The 19,777-nt window shown below is 57.9% G+C and carries 19 protein-coding genes; 9 read left to right on the forward strand and 10 right to left on the reverse strand.

All coding sequences use genetic code 11. The features are described 5' to 3' along the window. The first annotated feature begins 56 nt into the window (after positions 1–56). Entirely contained in the window at positions 57–479 is a 423-nt protein-coding gene (locus GOV88_RS05935; RefSeq protein ID WP_171239839.1) for a tellurite resistance TerB family protein, read from the forward strand. Positions 480–481: 2 nt separating this feature from the next. On the opposite strand, the gene dacB is transcribed toward GOV88_RS05935, so the two are convergent. From dacB to GOV88_RS05950, 3 genes are all read right to left on the reverse strand, one after another. Beyond that, positions 482–1,960, reverse strand: a complete 1,479-nt coding sequence (gene dacB, locus GOV88_RS05940) for a D-alanyl-D-alanine carboxypeptidase/D-alanyl-D-alanine-endopeptidase (protein ID WP_171239840.1) — start codon at positions 1,958–1,960, stop codon at positions 482–484. Between the two features lie 67 nt (positions 1,961–2,027). After that, positions 2,028–2,648: a nicotinate-nucleotide adenylyltransferase gene (locus tag GOV88_RS05945; RefSeq protein WP_171122435.1), complete on the reverse strand. Its 621-nt coding sequence runs from the start codon at positions 2,646–2,648 to the stop codon at positions 2,028–2,030. A gap of 32 nt (positions 2,649–2,680) precedes the next feature. Continuing rightward, positions 2,681–3,151 (reverse strand): MOSC domain-containing protein, encoded by a 471-nt coding sequence (locus GOV88_RS05950; protein WP_171239841.1) that lies wholly within the window; start codon positions 3,149–3,151, stop codon positions 2,681–2,683. Between the two features lie 138 nt (positions 3,152–3,289). Here GOV88_RS05950 and ettA point away from each other — a divergent pair, with 138 nt between their 5' ends. Beyond that, a complete protein-coding gene (gene ettA, locus GOV88_RS05955; RefSeq protein WP_171122439.1) occupies positions 3,290–4,957 on the forward strand; it encodes an energy-dependent translational throttle protein EttA in 1,668 nt (555 codons plus the stop codon). Positions 4,958–5,018: 61 nt separating this feature from the next. Here the strand turns inward: ettA and GOV88_RS05960 are convergent, their stop codons facing one another. Beyond that, positions 5,019–5,657 (reverse strand): hypothetical protein, encoded by a 639-nt coding sequence (locus tag GOV88_RS05960; protein WP_171211814.1) that lies wholly within the window; start codon positions 5,655–5,657, stop codon positions 5,019–5,021. A gap of 373 nt (positions 5,658–6,030) precedes the next feature. Here GOV88_RS05960 and GOV88_RS05965 point away from each other — a divergent pair, with 373 nt between their 5' ends. Both GOV88_RS05965 and GOV88_RS05970 read left to right on the forward strand, forming a co-directional pair. Beyond that, positions 6,031–6,237, forward strand: coding sequence for a cold-shock protein (locus GOV88_RS05965; RefSeq protein ID WP_170378838.1), 207 nt, complete (start codon positions 6,031–6,033; stop codon positions 6,235–6,237). Between the two features lie 192 nt (positions 6,238–6,429). Then, positions 6,430–6,990 carry a L,D-transpeptidase gene (locus GOV88_RS05970; protein WP_171239842.1) on the forward strand — a complete coding sequence of 187 codons (561 nt, stop codon included), beginning with the start codon at positions 6,430–6,432 and terminating at the stop codon, positions 6,988–6,990. Here the strand turns inward: GOV88_RS05970 and GOV88_RS05975 are convergent, their stop codons facing one another. Continuing rightward, positions 6,991–7,611, reverse strand: a complete 621-nt coding sequence (locus tag GOV88_RS05975) for an arylesterase (protein ID WP_171239961.1) — start codon at positions 7,609–7,611, stop codon at positions 6,991–6,993. A 65-nt stretch (positions 7,612–7,676) separates the two neighbouring features. Between GOV88_RS05975 and GOV88_RS05980 the strand changes: the two genes are divergently transcribed. Next, complete coding sequence (locus GOV88_RS05980; protein ID WP_171239843.1) at positions 7,677–8,372, forward strand: ABC transporter ATP-binding protein; 696 nt, start codon at positions 7,677–7,679, stop codon at positions 8,370–8,372. Next, the gene (locus GOV88_RS05985) at positions 8,369–10,897 is read left to right on the forward strand and encodes an ABC transporter permease (RefSeq protein ID WP_171239844.1); all 2,529 of its coding nucleotides are present in this window, start codon (positions 8,369–8,371) and stop codon (positions 10,895–10,897) included. Before GOV88_RS05980 ends, GOV88_RS05985 begins: the two co-directional genes overlap by 4 nt. Positions 10,898–10,899: 2 nt before the next feature. Here the strand turns inward: GOV88_RS05985 and GOV88_RS05990 are convergent, their stop codons facing one another. Then, complete coding sequence (locus GOV88_RS05990; RefSeq protein ID WP_171239845.1) at positions 10,900–11,346, reverse strand: Rrf2 family transcriptional regulator; 447 nt, start codon at positions 11,344–11,346, stop codon at positions 10,900–10,902. A 95-nt stretch (positions 11,347–11,441) separates the two neighbouring features. Between GOV88_RS05990 and GOV88_RS05995 the strand changes: the two genes are divergently transcribed. Continuing rightward, a complete protein-coding gene (locus GOV88_RS05995; protein WP_171122451.1) occupies positions 11,442–12,011 on the forward strand; it encodes a gamma-glutamylcyclotransferase family protein in 570 nt (189 codons plus the stop codon). A 78-nt stretch (positions 12,012–12,089) separates the two neighbouring features. On the opposite strand, the gene gltX is transcribed toward GOV88_RS05995, so the two are convergent. After that, positions 12,090–13,415: a glutamate--tRNA ligase gene (gene gltX, locus GOV88_RS06000; protein WP_171239846.1), complete on the reverse strand. Its 1,326-nt coding sequence runs from the start codon at positions 13,413–13,415 to the stop codon at positions 12,090–12,092. Between the two features lie 138 nt (positions 13,416–13,553). Here gltX and GOV88_RS06005 point away from each other — a divergent pair, with 138 nt between their 5' ends. Next, positions 13,554–14,486: an MBL fold metallo-hydrolase gene (locus tag GOV88_RS06005; protein ID WP_171211810.1), complete on the forward strand. Its 933-nt coding sequence runs from the start codon at positions 13,554–13,556 to the stop codon at positions 14,484–14,486. 3 nt (positions 14,487–14,489) lie between these two features. Here the strand turns inward: GOV88_RS06005 and GOV88_RS06010 are convergent, their stop codons facing one another. The 3 genes from GOV88_RS06010 to GOV88_RS06020 form a co-directional block, all read right to left on the reverse strand. Beyond that, positions 14,490–15,818: an FAD-binding oxidoreductase gene (locus tag GOV88_RS06010; protein ID WP_171239847.1), complete on the reverse strand. Its 1,329-nt coding sequence runs from the start codon at positions 15,816–15,818 to the stop codon at positions 14,490–14,492. 141 nt (positions 15,819–15,959) lie between these two features. Then, positions 15,960–16,238 carry a hypothetical protein gene (locus tag GOV88_RS06015; RefSeq protein ID WP_171122459.1) on the reverse strand — a complete coding sequence of 93 codons (279 nt, stop codon included), beginning with the start codon at positions 16,236–16,238 and terminating at the stop codon, positions 15,960–15,962. Positions 16,239–16,507: 269 nt separating this feature from the next. Then, the gene (locus GOV88_RS06020; RefSeq protein ID WP_171211808.1) at positions 16,508–18,166 is read right to left on the reverse strand and encodes an NAD+ synthase; all 1,659 of its coding nucleotides are present in this window, start codon (positions 18,164–18,166) and stop codon (positions 16,508–16,510) included. A gap of 145 nt (positions 18,167–18,311) precedes the next feature. On the opposite strand from GOV88_RS06020, the gene GOV88_RS06025 reads away from it, so the two are divergent. Then, a complete protein-coding gene (locus GOV88_RS06025) occupies positions 18,312–19,772 on the forward strand; it encodes an MORN repeat-containing protein (RefSeq protein ID WP_171239848.1) in 1,461 nt (486 codons plus the stop codon). The last annotated feature ends 5 nt before the right edge of the window (positions 19,773–19,777 follow it).

Below are 19,777 nucleotides of genomic sequence, written 5' to 3' on the forward strand. Positions count from 1 at the left end.
CCTGCCCGCCAGCCCTCCTATCGTGCGGATGCAGAAAGCCTAATCAGGACGACACCATGACCGATCAAGTACCTCATCCTATGTCCCCCCAAGATTGCCTTGTCGCGATCATGGTTGCGATCTCTGCCTCTGACGAAACCATACGCACTGCTGAACTGGTCAAAATCGAAGGCGCGGTGAACATGCTGCCGGTCTTTGCCAAATACGACATCGACCGGACACGGCGTGTTTCGCAAATCGTATTTGACCTGTTCGAACAAGAAGACGGGCTGGATGCGCTTTTCGGTCTGATCCGGGACAACTTGCCCGAACGTCTGCACGAAACGGCCTATGCTCTGGCTTGCGATGTTGCCGCGGCTGATGGATCTCTTGCGGAAACCGAGCTGCGCCTGTTGGAAGAAATCCGGTACGAATTGAACATCGACAGGCTGCACGCCGCCGCAATCGAACGGGGCGCACGGGCGCGTCACACTACCTGATTTCAACCGCCGTTCAGGGTTCCCCAACGCTCGATCAAGGCGCGCTGTAATCTGCGAGAACGACTGTTCCAACTGCGCGCGCCCTGCGGACGCTCGCGCTGGGCCCGTGGGATCGTGGCCCGATGATCAACATCAGCCGTGAAGATGGCGAACGCCAGCTCGGACCCATCCGGCGTCGTGATGAACCCGCCCAACCCGGACACAAAATTCAACGTCCCGGTTTTGGCGTCTACCTTGATTGGGTGGTCCTTGACTGGGCGCCCCTGGCTGTCTGCCAAAGTGAACTTTTTCAACAAGGGCCGAAGGGCACCGGTTTTTTGTGCTTCGATCAGCGCCTTGACCAAATCTTCGGGGGCGACACGGGACGCATCACCAAGGCCCGAGTGATCAACCATGGCGATCCCGTTTACGCCATATGTCTCGGCAGCCCAGCGATTCATCTCTGCGGCTGAGTCCGGTAAGGTCTGAAGGTCTGCGCCCCGTGCTTTCGACGCTGTCATTCCAACCAATTCAGCGGTCAAGTTGGTCGAATACTTCAGCATCCCACGAAGAATACCGTCAAGCGGATCACTTAAATGAACAACCAGGTCCGTACCCTGAGGCATCTCGCGCGTGACCTGAACGCGGTCCAGTACGATCCCATTAGACCGGGCCAGTGTTCGGAATACATCACCCGCGTAAAGGGCGGGCTTGCGAACAGGTAACCAACGCGCCCCCCCATTGCCCAGTGCGGCCTTAGCGACAGTCCAGCGATCCTGCCGCGCGCTTGGCTCATAGGTATAGATCGGAGTCTTGCGCCCCTCGACCCGCATAGTCGCCATATCGACCGCTGGATTATACCGCGCGCTTCGTGCGTCCATCGCAATGTCGTAGTCCGTCCCCTCGCGCTTCCATTCAAAATTTACCCGGTTGAAGTTAAGAGATATTCCACTGACGGCCGGGCTATAACCCAAGTGATCCGGCTGACCGGGGTCAATGCTGAACACGTAGGGCAAGGCTCCGTCATACACCTTGAACGCGCCGCGCACTTCGATTACACCCGCCTCACGCAGATTAGCCGCCATCGTCGCCAGCGCATCAGTGTCCAACAGCGGATCACCACCGCCAACAAGAACCAAATCGCCTTTCAGGACACCATTTTCAACCGGCCCGTCCGCAACCAGTTTTGTTTCGAACCGATAGTCAGGACCCAACACATCCAATGCATAAAGGGCCGTCAAAGCTTTGCCCACGCTGGCCGGGGGCAAACCCAGATTACCGCCAACCGCTTCCAACTCGGCCCCGGTTTCCACATCGGCAACGGCAAAGGCAACTTCACCTTTCAGACCGGCTGCTTTGATCAGGCGCTCGGCCCCGTTGGGCTGCGCTCCGCGAAGCTGCGGTCTCAGCGATACTTTGGGCGGACTACCGAAGGCCGCAACGGGGACAAAGGCGGCGCCAAGCCCTCCTAAAAACTTACGACGTGAAAAACGATCAGCCATGGGTCAATTAAAATCCCAGAGATCACAGGCGCACAACCGGTCACAGATCATTATGCGCCCTCTGGGGCTATTCGGGCAACACCTCATTCGCCCAAGCGCCCCGAGACCGCAGATCGGTTGAACTGACATGGACCATCGGCACGTTCACGAAACACCACGCCGGGGCCTCAGCCCGCCCAAGCAAATGCCGAGCCTGCCCGTCGATCCGATACTTGGAATAAATCCGCGCCGCAGGCGACATTCGGGCAGATATCCGGTCACCCGGGCGCGCGACAACGCCAACGGGCACACTGTCCATGATCAACCGCCAATCTTTCCACCGATGGAACTGAGCCAGATTATCAGCCCCCATCAACCATACGAACCGGACCCCAGGATAAAGCTTCTGCAATTTCATCAGGGTATCTGATGTCGCCCGCGTACCAGTAAGGGTCTCGATACCCGTAACCGCAACGCGAGGGTGCTGCATAACTTCACCCGCAGCCGCAAGCCGGCGCTCCAACGGTGCGGGCCCTTGATCTTTCAACGGGTTTCCCGGCGTCACCAGCCACCAGACCTGATCCAAACCAAAGGCTTTCATCGCTTCAAGCGTCACATGCACGTGTCCCTGATGTGGTGGATCAAATGACCCGCCAAACAGCCCAACGACCCGCCCGGGTCGCGCAAATGGAATATCGTGTCGAAACATCCCTTGCTGTTGTTCAGAACTGTGGCAGCTTGTCAATCAACAGGTTTCACTGCATCCCCCAGCTTGACCCGCCCGGGCCGGACCACTTCTGCACACCAACCGCCGTGTCCACGCACGGCAGAGTATCCGCCCTTGCCCAGCGCCTCTTCCATCCGGCTGCACGGCGCACAGATCACGGTAAAGCGCAAGATGGCCTCGCCCACCTGCACCTCACGCCCCTTGAGCGCGGCCAGATTGATCCCCGAAACCACCAGATTGCGCCGCAGGATTTTCGGCGTAACCGGCCCGCGCCCCAAATACGAGCCAATCGCGGCCAGATGTTCCTGCAGAATTAGCGTGACCGCCCGCTTGCCCGCGCGACTGCGATCACCTGAAAGCCCTTCGTCAGAAATAAAGACTTCATTTTTCTGAATCATTTCTGAACGGCGATCAGGGCGCAATCCGATCCATTCGATCCGGCCGGGAATTGCCCAACCCGCAATTAATTCCGCCAATCCGCTCAATACACAGCCCTCGGTCGCTCCTGTTCATTTACCCCGCGACATTTCCAAATGAAATTCACAAAGTCACCAGCTTGCCCCGCCCGCCTTGCTTGGATATCTAGCGGTCTAACCTGATTTCCCCGACCCAGAGGACGCGACATGGCCGCCTATCAATATGTCTACCACATGCAGGGTGTCTCCAAGACCTATCCCGGTGGCAAGAAGTGCTTTGAAAACATCCACCTCAGTTTTCTGCCCGGCGTAAAAATCGGTGTCGTCGGCGTCAACGGCGCGGGTAAATCGACGCTGATGAAAATCATGGCCGGCCTCGATACGGACTTTACTGGCGAGGCTTGGGCCGCCGAGGGTGCAAAGGTCGGTTACCTGCCGCAGGAGCCACAGCTCGATGAATCGCTGTCCGTGCGTGAAAACGTCATGCTGGGTGTAGCCGCGAAAAAGGCCAAGGTTGACCGGTTTAACGAGATCGCCATGGAGATCGCCGAGAATTACTCGGACGAGCTGATGGAGGAAATGACCACCCTGCAGGACGCGATCGACGCGGAAAACCTCTGGGACCTCGACAGCCAGATCGACGTCTCGATGGAGGCGCTGCGCTGCCCGCCGGACGATGCCAATATTGCCAACCTCTCGGGCGGTGAGAAGCGCCGCGTGGCGCTCTGCAAACTGCTGCTGGAAGCACCCGACATGCTGCTGCTGGACGAACCGACCAACCACCTGGACGCCGAGACCATCGCCTGGCTGCAACAGCACCTGATCGACTACAAGGGCACCATCCTGATCGTCACCCACGACCGCTATTTCCTGGATGACATCACCGGCTGGATCCTCGAACTCGACCGCGGCCGCGGCATTCCCTACGAAGGCAACTACTCTGCATGGCTGGAACAAAAAGCCAAACGGCTGGAGCAGGAAGCCCGCGAGGACAAGTCCAAGCAGAAGACGCTCCAACGGGAACTGGAATGGATGCGTCAGGGCCAAAAGGCCCGTCAAGCCAAGTCCAAGGCCCGGATCAACGCCTATAACGAGCTCGCCGAGCAGTCCGAACGCGAAAAGCTGACCCGCGCCCAGATCGTCATCCCCAACGGCCAGCGCCTTGGCGGCAAGGTGATTGAGGTCGAAGGTCTGTCGAAACACATGGGCGACAAGCAACTGATCGAAGGGCTGGACTTCGCCCTGCCTCCCGGCGGCATTGTCGGCGTCATCGGCCCCAACGGTGCCGGTAAATCGACCCTTTTCAAGATGCTGACCGGTCAGGAACAGCCCGACAGCGGCACCATCACGCTGGGCGACACGGTCGAGCTGTCCTATGTCGACCAATCCCGCGACGACCTTGCCGACAACGATACGGTGTGGGAGGCGATCACCGGCGGGGCCGAGATCATCCAACTGGGCGACGCGCAGGTCAATTCCCGCGCCTATTGCTCGTCCTTCAACTTCAAGGGCGGCGACCAGCAAAAAAAGGTTTCTCTTCTATCCGGCGGTGAGCGCAACCGCGTCCACATGGCCCGCCTGCTGAAAGAGGGCGGCAACGTCCTGCTGCTCGACGAACCGACCAACGATCTGGACGTCGAAACCCTGCGCGCACTGGAAGATGCCTTGGTCGATTTCGCCGGTTGCGCCGTGGTCATCAGCCACGACCGCTTTTTCCTCGACCGGATTTGCACGCATATTCTGGCGTTTGAAGGCGACGCGCATGTTGAGTGGTTCGAGGGCAACTTCGAGGACTACGAAGAGGACAAAAAGCGCCGTCTGGGACCGGACGCGCTGGAACCCAAGCGGTTGAAGCATAAGAAGTTTGCTAGATAATCGGGCGCTCCATTAAAACCCAACCACAAATAAGGGTCGACCAATCTTGGTCGACCCTTTTTTAGTCAAATGAGAATGTAGTTATGATTTTCGCGGGTTGAGTGGATTTATCAAAGCGATCTGCGGGCAGTAACTTACGGTCGATTAATCCGGGTAAAGCCTTGTCAATTTGGCCAAGATGTTTTGGCTTTATACGATTTTTCTTACAGGCGCCTTTTTCATTCCAGAGGCGGTAGGAAATGCCACTGGAAATCGCCGCAGCGATGACTCTTGGTGCTATAGGATTGGCGGTGACCGTTCCTTTGTCCTCCAGGCCTTTTATTGCTTCAACCGCAATCCGCACACTTTCTTTGAATGTCACGCTCTCCATCTTTTGCTCTTCTGCGGTCGCGTCATTGTCATTCAAGCATTTACGAGCGACAAAAAGCCAATCATGGAGCATATAAGCCGGCGCGTAACCCCACGGTGAAAACCCTTTCAGCGCTTGGGCGGCTTTGGGAATTGATCCGCCATCGGTGTACATGATTTGCGGCCGAATCTCGGGAACCGTAGCACGGGGATCATGGCGCTCCATACGCAAAGGGTCTTTGTTCGGCACGAAAACGAAGGTACCGTCGCCTGATCCTCTTTGGGTTTCATCGACCCACAGAAGAGTTAGGGAACCTTTAATTTCACCTGCCGCGATGTCATCGTAGTTCACATGCGTGCAAGCTGACGTAACAAATAGAATTGTCGACAAATACCTAAACAACCTGCTCTCCAATCACGTTTTGATTTCCACCTAGCAAACAGTGAGGCCGCTAATTTTTGTCAGGAAAAATACTGTGGAATGTTAATACCAGAGCTCCAACCATCATTAAGCTTTTTCTGAACAAACCAAACTCGACGAGTTTTTCGACGTACTCAGAAATCATACACCCTTGCCACACGCCCACCCCAATGCCATATCCAAAGGGCTTACGTTTTTCTATTTCGACCTACTGTCTCCTTCTACGGCGCTCAGTCACTCGATCCAGACCGACGACGCCAGGCTGCCGCATCCACGTGGGCAGCACTAAACAGGAGACACGGATATGCCTGCAGGCACCGTTAAATGGTTCAACACCACCAAAGGCTACGGCTTTATCGCACCCGAAGATGGCGGCAAAGACATCTTTGTGCACATCTCGGCCGTCGAACGCTCGGGCCTCACCGGTCTGGCCGACAACCAAAAAGTCACGTACGAACTGCGCTCGGGTCGTGACGGCCGCGAAAGCGCTGACAATATCGAACTGGCGTAAGCCGTTCCAAGGGCAGGGATAATCCCCTGCCCTTTTTCTTTTTCGACTTGTTTTTTCGACCGGCGGCACCACGACGATACTGTGTCCGCAGGAATACATCACTTTTCGGTTACTCTGTCCCGGTGATTGACCGGATCGGATATCATTCAACATTATTGTTATGATTTCCGTGTTAATTTGAAGAGAACCACCATGTTCACACGTCGCACATTCGTTACCACAGCCGCAGCCACCTGCTTGATCCCCGGAATGGCCACGGCAAAGCAAAAAGCCGTCGAATACGATCCCACGCCGCAATATGTGCGGATCAAGAAAGAATTTCTGCCGGGCCAGTTGTTGGTGGTTCCGCGCTCTTTCTACCTCTACTACGTCACCGAACCGCGCAAGGCCATTCGCTATGGCTGCGGTGTCGGCAAGGCCGGGCTGGAATTCACCGGAACCGCTACGATCGACGTCAAGAAAGAATGGCCCACCTGGCGGCCGACCGAAGAGATGATTGAACGGGAACCAAGGACATATGCCCGCTTCAAGGACAACGACTATGTCCAACCGGGTGGGGGCGACAATCCATTGGGTGCCCGCGCTCTTTATCTGTTCCAGAACGGAGTCGACACCTATTTCCGAATTCACGGAACGACGCAGCCGCAGACGATCGGAACAGCGGCCTCGAACGGGTGCATCAGAATGCTGAACGCGCACGTCATCGACCTGTACGAGCGTGTTCCGGTCGGAACCGTTGTGACGGTGGTCTGATCAGTCGTTGATCTGGTTCACCAAGTCCAGAACACTTGGGCCGATCGCCTCGACAATCAGAGAAACACCCTTGGCGTTCGGGTGGATGCCGTCGGGCTGGAGGTAAGCGCGGATGGCATTCGGATCGCCCTCTGCCACCAATCCCGCGAAAAAATCCGGAGCGTATCCGGTCTGAAACTGTGCGGCCAGATCGGGGTAAATTGCGTCAAATTCTGACTTATATGCCGCGCCGTAATTTCCCGGCGCTTGCATGCCGACCAGCAGGACCTCGACCATTGCGGCGTCCGTGGCCTGCAAGATCGCTTCGAGGTTAGAGCGTGACACGGCCGGGTCGATCCCCCGCAACAGGTCATTCCCACCCAATGCGACGATCATTCCGTCCACCTCGGGCGTCAGGGTCCAACCGACACGCGACGCCCCACCCGCAGTGGTATCGCCGGACACTCCGGCGTTAATCAGCCGCACGTCGGCCCCTTTGTCCCGAAGCCAGCTTGAAAGCTGCGGAACAAATCCCTCCTGTTCGGGTAACCCATAGCCTTGGGTCAACGAGTCGCCCAAAGCCGCGATCACAACGGTTTCGGCTGTGACCGCAAAGCCGCAGCACGCAAACGCGCCCGACATCAAAGCCTTGCGCAAAATCCCAACCGCTCCATATCCCAATTGACCGCCTCCGATTGGATTGACCTATGACATCACCAGTACTCTCGCTTCAAAATGCTGCTTTGTCGCTGGATGGCAATGCCGGTCGGGTGGATATTCTGCACGACATCAATTTATCGGTAAACAAGGGGGAAACGCTGGGTCTGGTTGGCCCGTCCGGGTCGGGCAAGTCGTCATTGCTGATGCTGATGGGCGGGTTGGAGCAGGCAACAGGCGGCAGGATTACCGTGCTGGATCACGATCTGACCGACATGGACGAAGACGCACTGGCCCGTTTCAGGCGCAGCGCGATGGGTGTTGTTTTCCAGAACTTCCACCTCATCCCCTCTATGACGGCCTTAGAGAACGTCGCCACGCCGTTGGAACTGGCCGGACATCGCGATGCCTTCTCGCGGGCAGAAACGGAACTAGAGGCCGTCGGGCTGGCGCATCGTCGGGATCACTACCCCGCGCAACTATCGGGCGGTGAGCAACAGCGCGTCGCCCTTGCACGCGCCGTCGCGCCGCGCCCTCAGATATTGCTGGCCGACGAACCCACCGGAAATCTGGATGAAGCAAACGGTACTGCGATTGTTGACTTGCTGCTCGACCTACGGGATCGACATGGCGCCACCCTCATACTGGTCACACACAGCCACAGTTTGGCCCATAAATGTGACCGGGTGATCCGGTTGCGCGACGGGCGCATAACCGAAGACACGCAGCAAGAGGCCGCAGAATGAGCCTGCGCCTTGCCGCGCGTTTGGCGCGTCGCGAACTGCGCGGTGGGCTGCGGGGGTTTCAAGTATTCCTCGCTTGTCTGGCGTTAGGGGTCGCGGCAATCGCCGCAGTCGGATCCGTTCGCCACGCCATCCAGACTGGACTGTCCAAAGAAGGCGCGTCCCTTTTGGGTGGCGATGCCCAGTTGGAGTTCACCTACCGCTTTGCCAATGACGACGAACGCGCCTGGATGCAGAATACGGCAGAAGCTCTGTCCGAAGTCGTAGATTTCCGCTCAATGGCCGTTGTCCGGTTGAACGGCAAAACGCAACGCGCCCTGACACAGGTGAAATCTATTGATGACGCCTATCCGCTTTTGGGGTCGCCCGTGTTGGAACCCGAGATGCCGCTCTCTGTCGCGATGGATGGGCAAGGGGCGCTGCCCGGTGCCGTCATGGATCGAATTCTGATCGACAGGTTAGATTTGTCGACAGGCGACCAGGTTACGCTTGGAACTCAGGACTTTGTATTGATGGCAGCCCTGCTGCATGAGCCGGACGGGGCCGCAGATGGGTTTGGGTTGGGGCCGCGAACGATGGTCCGCACAAAGGATCTTCAGTCGTCTGGACTGCTGGCACCGGGAACGCTGTTTTCAACAAAATACCGGTTGGAGCTGCCGCAAGACGCTGATCTCGGAACGCTATCGGCAAGTGCACAGACGTTCTTTGACGGAACTGGCATGCGCTGGACCGACGCACGAAACGGAGCACCGGGAATTTCCGAATTCGTCGCCCGACTAAGCGCCTTTCTGGTTTTGGTCGGGTTGTCCGGTCTGGCAGTCGGCGGCATCGGTGTTTCCGCCGCAGTGCGCGCTTATCTCGCCCAGAAAACCGAAACAATCGCAACCCTACGGACATTGGGCGCAGATAAAGCAACCATCTTTCAAACCTATATGATCCAGATCGGTATCCTGTCCGGCATTGGCATCGTGATGGGCCTGATATTGGGCGGAGTTGCGCCTCTGGTCTTGGCGCCTTTGATCGAAGCCCGCCTGCCTGTACCCGCTGTTTTTTCACTTTACCCGCAGCCCTTGGCAGAGGCCGCGCTCTACGGGCTTTTGACTGCCTTTTTATTCACACTTTGGCCACTGGCCCGAACAGAAGAAGTCCGCGCCGCAACCTTGTTTCGCGATGCCCTGACCTCGGCAAGGGTTCTGCCCCGCCCAGTGTATGTGATTGCGACTGGCATTGGTCTGGTGCTGCTGATTTCAGCCGCAGCGTGGTTCAGCGGGTCCGCGCGCCTGACGCTGTGGACCAGCGGAGGGTTGATTGCCGCGCTACTTCTTTTGTCGCTTTCTGCACTGGGTATCCGTAGGCTTTCACGCCTCGCGGCGAAACCGGCCCGTGGTCGCCCCGCCCTACGCTGGGCGCTGGCCGCGATTTCCAACCCCCGCGAAGGCGCAGCTTCGGTCGTGTTGTCCTTGGGATTGGGTCTTTCTGTATTGGCGGCAGTCGGACAAATCGACGGGACATTGCGCAATGCAATCTCAGGAAACCTGCCGGACGTGGCACCATCCTACTTTTTCGTCGACATTCAGAAAGACCAGATGCCCGGCTTTTCTGACCGATTGTCAAAAGATTCAGCCGTCACCCGCGTAGAGAGCGCACCGATGCTGCGGGGCATCATCACCCAGATCAACGGACGCCCGGCGCGGGACACAGCTGGTGATCATTGGGTTCTGGATGGCGATCGCGGCGTGACGTATTCGGCGCTGCCCCCAAAAAACACACGGATTACCGCAGGCCAATGGTGGCCAGAAGATTACTCGGGCGGCCCCCAAGTCAGCTTTGCAGCCGAAGAAGCCGAGGAAATGGGCCTAAAGCTCGGTGATGAACTGACGGTCAACATTCTGGGGCGTGATATTACGGCCAAATTAACCTCACTGCGTGAAGTAGATTTCTCGACCGCAGGAATAGGTTTCATCATGTCCATGAACCCGTCAGCCCTTGCCGGTGCACCGCATAGTTTCATCGCCACCGTCTATGCCGAAGAACAGGCCGAAGCCGCCATTCTGCGCGATCTGGCCGGGCAGTTTCCAAATATCACCGCGATCCGCGTGCGCGATGCGATCGACCGAGTGTCGGGCCTCTTGGCAGGTCTGGCGGCGGCAACGTCTTACGGGGCAGGTGTTTCGCTACTGACAGGCTTTTTGGTGTTGATCGGCGCAGCCGCCGCAGGCGAACTCGCCCGCAGGTATGAGGCCGCAATCCTTAAGACACTGGGCGCCGACAGACGCCGCATTTTGCTGAGCTTTGCCCTGCGCGCAGTACTTCTGGGGGCTGCGGCAGGCTCCGTCGCATTGCTGGCCGGTGTTCTGGGGGGATGGGCCGTGGCGACATTCATCTTTGACGCGGATTTTACCGTTATTTGGCCTTCGGCCATCGGCATCGTACTGGCCGGTATCTTCGTGACCCTGGGCGCGGGCCTTGTCTTTGCCCTGCGCCCCCTTGCGGTGCGCCCGGCCCGCATACTGCGAGCCAGCGATTAAACTTACCTTGCACAGGCCACCGGTTGCAGAATTTTCAACAACTGGTCGTTGTCACACACCAGCGCGTCCAAAGTGATCTCATCCAGCGAGGCATAGAATACTTCGGCCGCATCCTGCAGCGCCATTCGCAACCGGCAGGCATCTGTCAACGGACAGGTATTATCAGCATCCGCAAAACACTCTGCCAGCGGCAGGTTGCCCTCCACATGGCGGAAAACCGACCCGATACGGACCTGATCGGCCGGACGCGCAAGCGCCAGACCACCGTTCCGCCCGCGTTGCGTGCTGAGATAATTCAGTTGACTAAGTTGATTGATCACCTGCGCCAGATGGTTTTCCGAGATATTGCAGGCTTCGGCGATCTCGGACTTGGTCACCAACCTGTCTTGATGCGCCGCACAATACATCAACAGGCGCACTGCTATGTTCGTCCTTTTGGTGATGCGCATGATGGCCTCCCAAATTTCAAGATGGGATCTTATTGCATGTCTGGCAAAAAGGCGGTTTGACATACATCAATTGCCCCAGCAGAATACAGGAAAACATGGCAGATCCCTATTTCTTTGGCTACGGCAGCCTCGTGAACCTCGCCACCCACGACTTTCCCGATCCCCGCCCCGCCCGGCTAAAGGGGTGGCGACGCGCATGGAAGCATACGGACCTGCGACCAGTCGCTTTTCTGACTGCGGTTCCGGACGCAGACTCTGAAATCGATGGCATGATCGCCCATGTTCCCAAAAACGATTGGGCCGCACTGGATGAACGGGAATGGGCCTACGACCGCGTACCCGCGACGCATTCCATCTCGCATCCCCTGACCCACGATGTTGAGATCGCCGTATATGCCGTTCCGCATGAACGGCACGGCGAGCCGACGGACCAACACCCGCTATTGCTCAGCTATATTGACGTCGTCGTTCAGGGGTATCTGCGCGCCTTTGGCGAAGAAGGGGCCGAACGTTTCTTTACCACCACTGACGGGTGGGACGCGCCGATCCTGAACGATCGGGTCGAACCACGTTACCCGCGCCACCAACAGCTCAAACCCGACGAAACGCGCTTTGTCGACGACCGCCTACAGCATCTCTCTGCAACCATCGTTAACGCCCAATAAAAAAGCCGAGGTCAAACCCCGGCCCTTCTTCTGTTCAAAAATACTTCCGTCGGAGACACGCGCCACAAGGCGCGTTCATCACCCCCGCGCGCGGATCACTTGCAGCAATGGCAACAAGGCGGCCATCTCGGGACCCCGTTCCATACCCGTCAGCGCCTTGCGCAAGGGCATGAACAGACCTTTGCCTTTGCGGCCTGTGGCCTCCTTCACGGCGCTCGTCCATTGGCCCCAGGTTTCCCCATCGAACGGACCTTCGGGCAGCAGCACAACAGCCTCGGCGATGAACTCACGGTCTTCGTCAGCGATCAATGGCTCGGCCCCATCGCGGCACAGCTCCCACCAGCCTTTCAGGTCGGCCAGCGTGGTGATGTTCTCGCGTGCCATGGCCCAGAAGGGTTCAGCCAGTTCCGTCGGAACACCAGCGTCCGCCACGGCGTCGGCAACATCCGCCAGCGGCAAAGACTGTAGGTGCTTTGCAGTCAGAGGGAACAGGTCCTGCACGTCGAACTTGGTCGGGGCCGCACCGAAACGGCCAATATCAAACCCGTCAATCAGTTCGGCCATGTCCGAGCGCAATTCGACCGGATCGGACGAGCCCAGACGCGCCATCAGGCTCAACAGAGCCATCGGCTGCACACCCTGTTCGCGCAGATCGCGCAGCGCCAGCGTGCCCAGACGTTTCGACAGCGCCTCACCCTGAGGGCCGGTCAACAGCGAATGGTGCGCAAAGCGCGGGCATGTGCCGCCCAGCGCCTCAATGATCTGAATCTGCGTCGCGGTGTTGGTCACGTGATCCGAGCCACGCACCACGTCCGTCACACCCATCTCAGTGTCATCAACAACCGACGCAATTGTGTAAAGAACCTGCCCGTCGCCGCGGATCAGCACTGGGTCAGAAACCGATGCCGCATCAATCGAGATGTCGCCCAGAATGCCGTCATTCCACTCGATCCGCTGGTGATCAAGCTTGAAGCGCCAGACGCCGTTGCCACGCTCGGCGCGCAGGGCCTCTTTTTCAGCATCGCTAAGGTTCAACGCCGCGCGGTCATAGACCGGAGGCTTGCCCATATTCAGTTGTTTCTTGCGCTTCAGATCCAGCTCGGTCGGGGTCTCGAACGCCTCATAGAACCGGCCCATCTCACGCAGCTTGTCGGCGGCCTCGGCATAGCGGTCCAGCCTGTCAGACTGACGCTCAGCCCGGTCCCAATGCAGGCCCAGCCACTCCAGATCCTGTTTGATCGCGTCGACATATTCTTCCTTCGAACGCTCGGGGTCGGTGTCGTCGATGCGCAAGATGAACGTGCCGCCAGCCTTGCGGGCGATCAGATAGTTCATCAGTGCGGTGCGCAGGTTGCCCACATGGATGTAACCGGTGGGCGACGGGGCGAAACGGGTGGTTGTCATAGGTGTCTCCTGTTGGCGCGGCTCTTGTCACAGGATGGGCGTTTTGTCCAGCCACGGCCCCGTTCACGGTAACTTCAAGTGGCAAGTTGATATCGACGACCTATCTTTCACCTGCTGGGATACACAGGGAGATCAAAAATGACCGTTAAACTTACCCGCCGGGCCGCTCTGGGCGCTGCGGCTGCTTTGCCGTTTGCATCAGCGGCAACCCCGCTTCTGGCTGCGGGAACTGAAACCAAGGCCAACTCGACCATCGCCAAATCCTTTCAACTAGGTGATTTTACCGTCACAACCCTGCTGGATGGCAGTCTGCCCCGCGATGGCGCCAAGGAAATCTTTGGCGGAGGCGCCTCGGATGAGGATTTCGCCAAGGTCTCGGCCGATAATTTCATCTCACCCGACGTAGCACAGTTCTTCTTCACCCCGACGCTTGTCAATACAGGGTCCGAGCTGGTTCTGTTCGACACAGGGCTGGGCCAAGGCGGCATTCAGGCCGCGCTGGCGGATGCGGGGGTGTCTACAGATCAGATCGACGTCGTTGTGATCACCCATATGCACCCCGACCATATCGGCGGCATGACCACAAACGATGCGCCCACCTTTGCAAATGCGCGCTTCGTGACCGCATCGCCGGAATATGATTTCTGGGCCGCGCAAGACGCCGGGAACCGCGTTGGCGATCTGGTGGCCGCCAAAGTCACCCCGCAGGCCGAGAAAATGTCGTTCCTCGAGGACGGTGGCGAGGTCACCTCGGGCATTACCGCCGTGGCTGCATATGGACATACACCGGGCCACACGGTCTATCATCTGGAAAGCAACGGCCAGCGTCTGGTGCTGACCGCTGATCTGGCCAACCATTATGTCTGGTCTTTCGCGCATCCGGAATGGGAGGTCCGTTTTGACATGGACAAAGCCGCAGCGACGCAGTCACGGCGCAACGTGCTGGGAATGCTGGCCGCAGACAAAGTACCGATGATCGGGTATCACATGCCCTTCCCGTCAGCAGGGTTTGTCGAAACCCGCGGCGACGGATTCCGCTTTGTCCCGGTCAGCTATCAGATGATGGGCTAACCCCTAATATCCAGGATCCGGCCGCACCTTCGAGCCGTCTGTAAACCGAGACAGACGAAACGCGGCCGGGTCCACGCATGGGGCGGCTCCGGTCACAAGATCGGCCATAAACCGCCCTGCCCCGGGCCCGATACCGAACCCGTGGCCCGAAAATCCCGTGGCGATGAACATTCCGGGCATCTCGTCGACGCTCGACATGACCGGAATTGCATCTGGGGTCACATCAATCATGCCCGCCCAGCTTTGAACAATCTCTGCCTGCTTCAATGCAGGTACGCTTTTGCTGGCCCGTGACCAAACCTGTCTCAGAACTTTGCGTGACGGTTCCGGGTCCAGAACGCGGCAATGTTCAAACGGCGTGACATCCGTGGGCAGCCACCTCCGGCCCTGTTGTGCCTCAGCCGCCCATCGTTTGGAAAAGCGGAACCGCAGCGACCGCCACTCTTGCCTGTAGGCCGGCAGAAATCGCCGCGCCAACCTAAAACTGTCAGGAACGATATCGACCGTGTTTTCGTGCCCCGAGGCAATGGAATAGCCCCCGTCCGCGCGTTTTCTTATGGCAAAGTCATCAGACCACAATGCCGTTTCAGGTCCGTCAGCGGGCGAAGTGCGCAGCACCGTGTTCAACACCTTGAGTTGCGGCAAGTCGATCCCCGCATTTCCAGCAAAAAGACGCGACCAGGCACCGCCGGCCAGCACGACCTGTGTGCAGGCCACACGCCCCCTTTCGGTGAAGACACCTGCGACGCGACCGCCTTGCACATCCACGCTGCGTACCGCGCAGTTGGTCATCACCGAGGCACCTCGGTCGCGCGCAGCTTCGGCCATGGCAGGCGCGGCCCATTGCGGCTCGGCACGGCCGTCCTGCGGCATATGCAAGGCCCACTCCAACTCTGTGGAACACCCCGGCAAAAGCTCTTTCAGGTCTGCCCCGGACACCATTCTTGCACCTGTCTGCAGCCCGTCTACATGGGTCAGCCAGCGCTCTAGGTTGTTGCGGTCGCGGGGGCCCGATGCACCAAACAAAATTCCCGAGCGGACAAAACCTGTTCTTCGACCGGTCCTACGGTCCAGGTCATCCCACAGACGCTGAGATTCGATCATCAGCGGAATTTCCCGGGGATCCCGCAGCCCTAATCGAACCCACCCCCAATTACGAGAGCTCTGTTCGCCAGCGATATGACCCTTTTCGCAAAGCAACACCGACAAGCCGCGTTCTGACAGCTCCAAAGCGGTAGCACAGCCGATGATCCCGCCCCCGATGACAACGACGTCCACGGCTTTGGGTAAGCTCAGATCAGGTTCGACAGGAATAGGTTTCGGGCCGGGCATTTACCGCTCATTATTCATTGCTCCGACAGCAATGAATGCCCTTCAATCGTGCCGAAGCAATACGACCGAAGTCGAGTTTGACACTATTTTGATGATATGTGGCCGCTGCGCACGCTTCGCTTCTAGTCGCGACCGAAACGTTCAGGCAGCGCCGACCAATTCAGCCCATTTCTGGCGCAGGGCAGACGTGAAACCGATGACCGTTTCCGAGGGATCGTCAACCTTTTCGTCTTCGGCGTCCAACTCTGCGGTTTCAGTGGGCCGCGCGAATTCGGGTTGGACCGCCCGAAAAGAGGTCTCCTCGCTCAGGAGGTCGGCTATGACAGTGTCAATCTTCGCCTCGTCCAGCGTTTGCCCTTCGGATTCCATCGACTTCCACGGCAAAGGCGAGTGGAGAGGTTTATCGTATTCCTCACGCATAATCGTACCAGACCATTACAACCAAAACCCATATCAGTGTTCCGCATTTGGCCAGATAGCTGTCAAAGGCTCGTGGCCCAGTGCAATGCGTCACACCCGCCCCACATGAGGCGATAATTCAACAAAACTATGGCGAAAAGATGTCAGATCATCAAGCAGCCACCCCTGCTCCCAAGGGAAGCGGCCACAAACCCATGGGATTTGGAAACAGTTCGATGAATGGGGGTAGTTTGTATCCGAAAATAGACGTTTTGCGGCCCGCGATACCTTTAGGATCGGTCGCGCCAGCGGTTCACAATTGGGTATCTGCGATCCAACCAAAAGGCACGGCTGGTCAAACGTGTCCCCGGCGCGGACTGAAAGCGTTTGTATTCGCTGACATAGATCAGATGCTCGACCCGGCGCGCCACGTCGCCATCGAAACCAGCCGCGACGCAATCCGCAATAGACCCCTCCTGATCCACCAGAATATCCAAAATCGCGTCCAAAACAGGATAATCCGGCAAACTATCGCTATCTTTCTGATCCTCGCGCAGTTCCGCACTTGGGGGTTTGTCAATCACGGAAGGCCGGATCACCTCGCCCGATGGACCGGACATCCAGTCACGGTGATTGGCGTTGCGCCAGCGGCACGTCTCGAACACACGCGTTTTGTACAGGTCCTTGATGGGGTTATAGCCCCCATTCATGTCGCCGTAGATCGTGGCATACCCAACGGCAACTTCGGACTTGTTGCCAGTGGTCAGCAGCATCTCGCCAAATTTGTTCGAGATCGCCATCAACAGCAACCCGCGCAACCGGGATTGGATGTTCTCTTCCGTCAGGTCCGCATCTCGACCAGCAAATAGCGGCGTCAGCGTTTCTGTCACCGCAGCCCGGCTGTCCGAGATAGGGACAAAGTCATAGTGAACACCCAGCGCCTTGGCGACGGCCTCGGCATCATCCAATGACTCCTGGCTGGTATATTCCGACGGCAACATCACACAGCGGACATTCTCGGCTCCAATCGCGTCCACGGCGATTGCCGCAACAAGGGCCGAGTCGACGCCCCCCGACAATCCCAACAGCGCTTTCGGGAAGCCTGTTTTTCTCATATAGTCACGCAACGATTGAACCATCGCGCGATAGTCCTGCTCCCATTCATCCGGCTGCGGCGCAACGTCAGCGGGCGCGATCCGCCACCCCTCATCACCACGCTCAAGATCAACATGGCGCAGGGCTTCGTCAAAGACCGGCATTCTGAAGGCAAGTGTGCCGTCAGGGTTCAGGCCAAATGTGCCACCGTCAAAAACCTGATCATCCTGTCCACCGACCATATTGAGATAGATCAGCGGCAAGCCCGTTTCGACAACCCGCGCAACCATATGATTCAGGCGCACATCGTACTTGTTGCGAAAATATGGGGAACCATTCGGAACAAGCAGAAATTCGGCACCTGTTTCCTCGAGCGTTTCGGCAACATCCGGGTGCCAACTGTCTTCACAGATAGGGCTGCCTATTCGCGTATTGCCGACAGAATAAGGGCCGCCTAGCGGGCCTGAGTCATACAACCGGACTTCGTCAAATACTGTCTCGTTGGGCAGGTGGTGCTTCAGCACCTTGCTGCCAATCTTGCCATTCTTGAGGATCAGGTAGGCGTTATGAAGGTTTTCATCCTCGACCCAAGGCCCACCGATGGCCATTGCCGGTCCGTCAGCGCATTTGGCAGCCAGTTCTTCGATTGCAGCCATGGCAGCCCGATGAAACGCAGGCTTCATCACCAGATCCTGCGTATTGTAACCGGTAATGAACATCTCAGGCAGCGCAACCATGTCGGCCCCGGCCTCGCGCGCGTCTTCCCATGCGGCGATAGCCTTGGCGGCGTTGCCGTTAATATCCCCCACAATAGGGTTGAGTTGCGCCAGAGTGATGCGGAATCGGTCGGCCATGCTGCCCTCTTGCCCTCGTCTGTTCTAATGCCATTTAACAGATCGCACCGCGAGGAAAAGACAAATGCGGCAAAAGCCGTTGCCCTGCCCCCATCGGTATCTTAGTTTTGCGCAAAAGGACGATAACCGGGCAGGCTGAACAACCATGAACGCATTCCGCACTTCGATTGCCGCAACTGCGATGGCCTTGATGACACTGTCCGCCTCCGCGCAGGATGGTCAGGTGATTGTCGCGGATGACGAAGTTGGCGGTGTTTACGAAGGCACTTTCCTGAATGGTTTGCGCCACGGCACCGGAACCTATCGCCTGCCAAATGGATTCGAATATTCCGGCGAATGGGCCGAGGGCGAGATTCAGGGCAAAGGTGTTGCGCGATATGTGAATGGCTCGGTCTATGAAGGCATGTTTGCGAAAGGCCAGCCGGAAGGTCAGGGAAAGATTATCTATCTCGACGGCGGCAGCTATGTGGGCGCGTGGGCTAACGGATCAATCAACGGCGACGGCATTGCGACTTATGCAAATGGTGTGATCTACGAGGGCGCATTCAAAGACGCGCGTTATCACGGCAAGGGTGTTCTGACTGACCCAAGCGGTTACGTATATGACGGCGATTGGGTGGACGGAACCAAACAGGGCAAGGCAAAGATCACGTCGGCACAGGGCAGCGTGTATGAGGGGGACGTCCAGAACGGCCAACGCCACGGTCAGGGCACGCTGACCATTCCCGATGGCATGACATATACAGGCGCATGGACCGAAGATCGCATGACCGGTAAGGGGCGTTTGCTTCAGGCGAACGGCGACCTCTACGAGGGTGATCTTGTGGATGGCCAGCGTCAGGGCAAGGGCAAGGCAACCTATGCCAATGGCGCGACGTACGACGGCGATTACCTTGACGACCGGCGCCACGGAAAAGGGCGTTTTCTGGGAACAGACGGGTTCGAATACAACGGTGACTGGGCGGACGGGCAGATCCAAGGGTTTGGCGAACTGACCTACCCCGACGGCTCGACCTACGTGGGTGACTTCAGCGCGGACCTGCCGCATGGCAAAGGGATGCATACGTATTCCGATGGAATCATCTACGAAGGCGACTGGATTGCCGGTGTGTTTGAAGGAACCGGCAAGGCAACCTATCCAAATGGCGCTGTCTATTCCGGACAGTTCAAAAATGGTCTCAGTCACGGGACGGGTGTTCTGACATTTGCCAACGGATACCGGTACGAGGGCGACTGGGCAGAAGGCGCGCGGCAGGGAAAAGGAAAAGCCAGCTTTCCTGACGGAACCGTGTATGACGGCGAGTTTTCTGACGGAAAACGCCACGGACAGGGCACCATCACAACACCGCGCGGCTTCACCTATACCGGTGGATGGGTCGATGGCAAAATAAGCGGCACCGGGGTCGCAACCTATGCCACGGGGGATGTGTACGAAGGTGGATTTCTGGACAACAAGCGCCACGGTGACGGCACCATACGCTACGCCAATGGTCAGGAAGAATCCGGTGTCTGGGAAAACGGAGTGCTTCCAGAAGAAAACGTGGCAGAGCCTGCAGTAACACCTTCGACAGAGACCCCCGAAGAGGACACCCCCACGGCTGACTGAGCATC

This window comes from Ruegeria sp. HKCCA5491 (assembly GCF_013034565.1).
Lineage (GTDB): Bacteria > Pseudomonadota > Alphaproteobacteria > Rhodobacterales > Rhodobacteraceae > Ruegeria.